The sequence below is a fragment of the Sphingobium sp. PNB genome (assembly GCF_019873065.1).
Taxonomy (GTDB): Bacteria; Pseudomonadota; Alphaproteobacteria; order Sphingomonadales; family Sphingomonadaceae; genus Sphingobium; species Sphingobium fuliginis.
Genome location: NZ_JAINEZ010000209.1, coordinates 1 through 1,389, shown reverse-complemented (window position 1 = coordinate 1,389; position 1,389 = coordinate 1). Strand labels below are relative to the sequence as shown.

Annotated in this window: 2 protein-coding genes; both read right to left on the bottom strand. The window is 58.7% G+C overall.

What is annotated here, in order from left to right:
* Window positions 1–904: recombinase RecT (locus tag K7W03_RS27435; RefSeq protein WP_222888128.1), on the bottom strand; the 904-nt coding region annotated here is incomplete at its 3' end.
* On the bottom strand, window positions 904–1,389 hold a 486-nt coding region (locus K7W03_RS27430; protein ID WP_222888126.1), incomplete at its 5' end, for an HNH endonuclease. The genes K7W03_RS27435 and K7W03_RS27430, both read right to left, overlap by 1 nt.

Genomic DNA, 1,389 nt, shown 5'->3' with positions numbered 1-1,389 from the left:
CGCAGGCGTCGATCTCCGCCATGGCGGATTGCAGCGTGACAGCATCGCTATGCGCTTCGCCGCGCTGTTCGTCGGCGGGACCTTCCTGGATGATTTCGCCGGTTTCGGCGTCGTGCGGTTCAGCCTGTATCTGATGCTCCAAGGCATCAAGCCGGGATGCGGGTTTAACGGGTTCCGTGGCAGCGTCGTTGCCAACGCTGGATAGAAGTGCGGCGCTGGATCGGGAGGCGTTGGCGCTCATCATGTCGTCGCGCTCAAATACCGCCTCGATGTCGGTGGATTGCGGCAGGCGCTTCGCGTGGTGCTTGATTACCGTCTTGATAGCCCCTTCATCATAGAAGGCGGTCCATTGTAGGCTATTCTTCGCCATGCCTTGCTCACGCGCCTTCTCGATCCGCCAGCGCGGCATGAAGTCGCGGCTGATTGTGCCATCCTTCAGTTTGACGATGGAGTAAGCGCCGATGACCTGGCCGGGGTCGCCCATGGTGGGCTTGTGATAGATGCGCTGATCGTCGCCGAGCAAATAGTCGAACTCATCGTTTTCGTAGACGGCGTGGGCGTTCCAGTCGGCAATTTCGCCGCTGTTGCGCACCTTTTTCATAATCCCGGCGACCATGGGCATCCACGATGCTTTTCCCTTGAAGGGGACAATCGCACCTTCGCGACCATCGGGCAGCAGCCCGTCTTGTGCGGCCTTCATAAGGGCGCCGAACAGCGAGGTGCGATCCACGTTCAGCAGGTCAGGATTGGAGCTGATCGCCGTCACCGCGACACGATGGAACTTCTCGACCGGAATGTGTGATGGCAATGCCATCTTGATCTGTGATTCCATCTTGCCGATAGTCTGGCGCAGGACGGTCATTTCGTTGGCGCGCTGCTGCTGCACCGTAAGCTGGGTAGCCATTATGCTGCTTTCTCCTTTCGGTATTCGATGCGGTCTCGGTATTTTTTGCACTCGTGACACTGTCCGCGCCGAACATTATCGGCGGTGAGCGCATGTCCTCGCTTGCAGACTGATTTCTTGCGGCGGGTCGCCGGCTGACGCCCCTTGGAGTAACAATCGCGAACGTTTTCGATCTGGGTGCCCACCCACAGATGTTCGGGATTACAGCAGTTCGGCGTGTCGCACTTGTGGCAAACATACTGCTCAGTCCGCAGCGGGCCGGCCACAGCTTCCATTACAACCCGACTGCACAGGCGTAGCTTGCTCAGCCAGAACTGCCCGTATCCAAGCGGCGTCACCGATCCCGACCATAGCCAGCATCCGCTATTCGGCTCGATGTGAACCTTCTTCCAGAACCTACCCGGAAGGCGAGGATCGCCAAACTCAAGCATTCTGCTTCTCGCTGATGCTGAACCGGCGATAGGATTTCCGGCCCTTGATGGTGG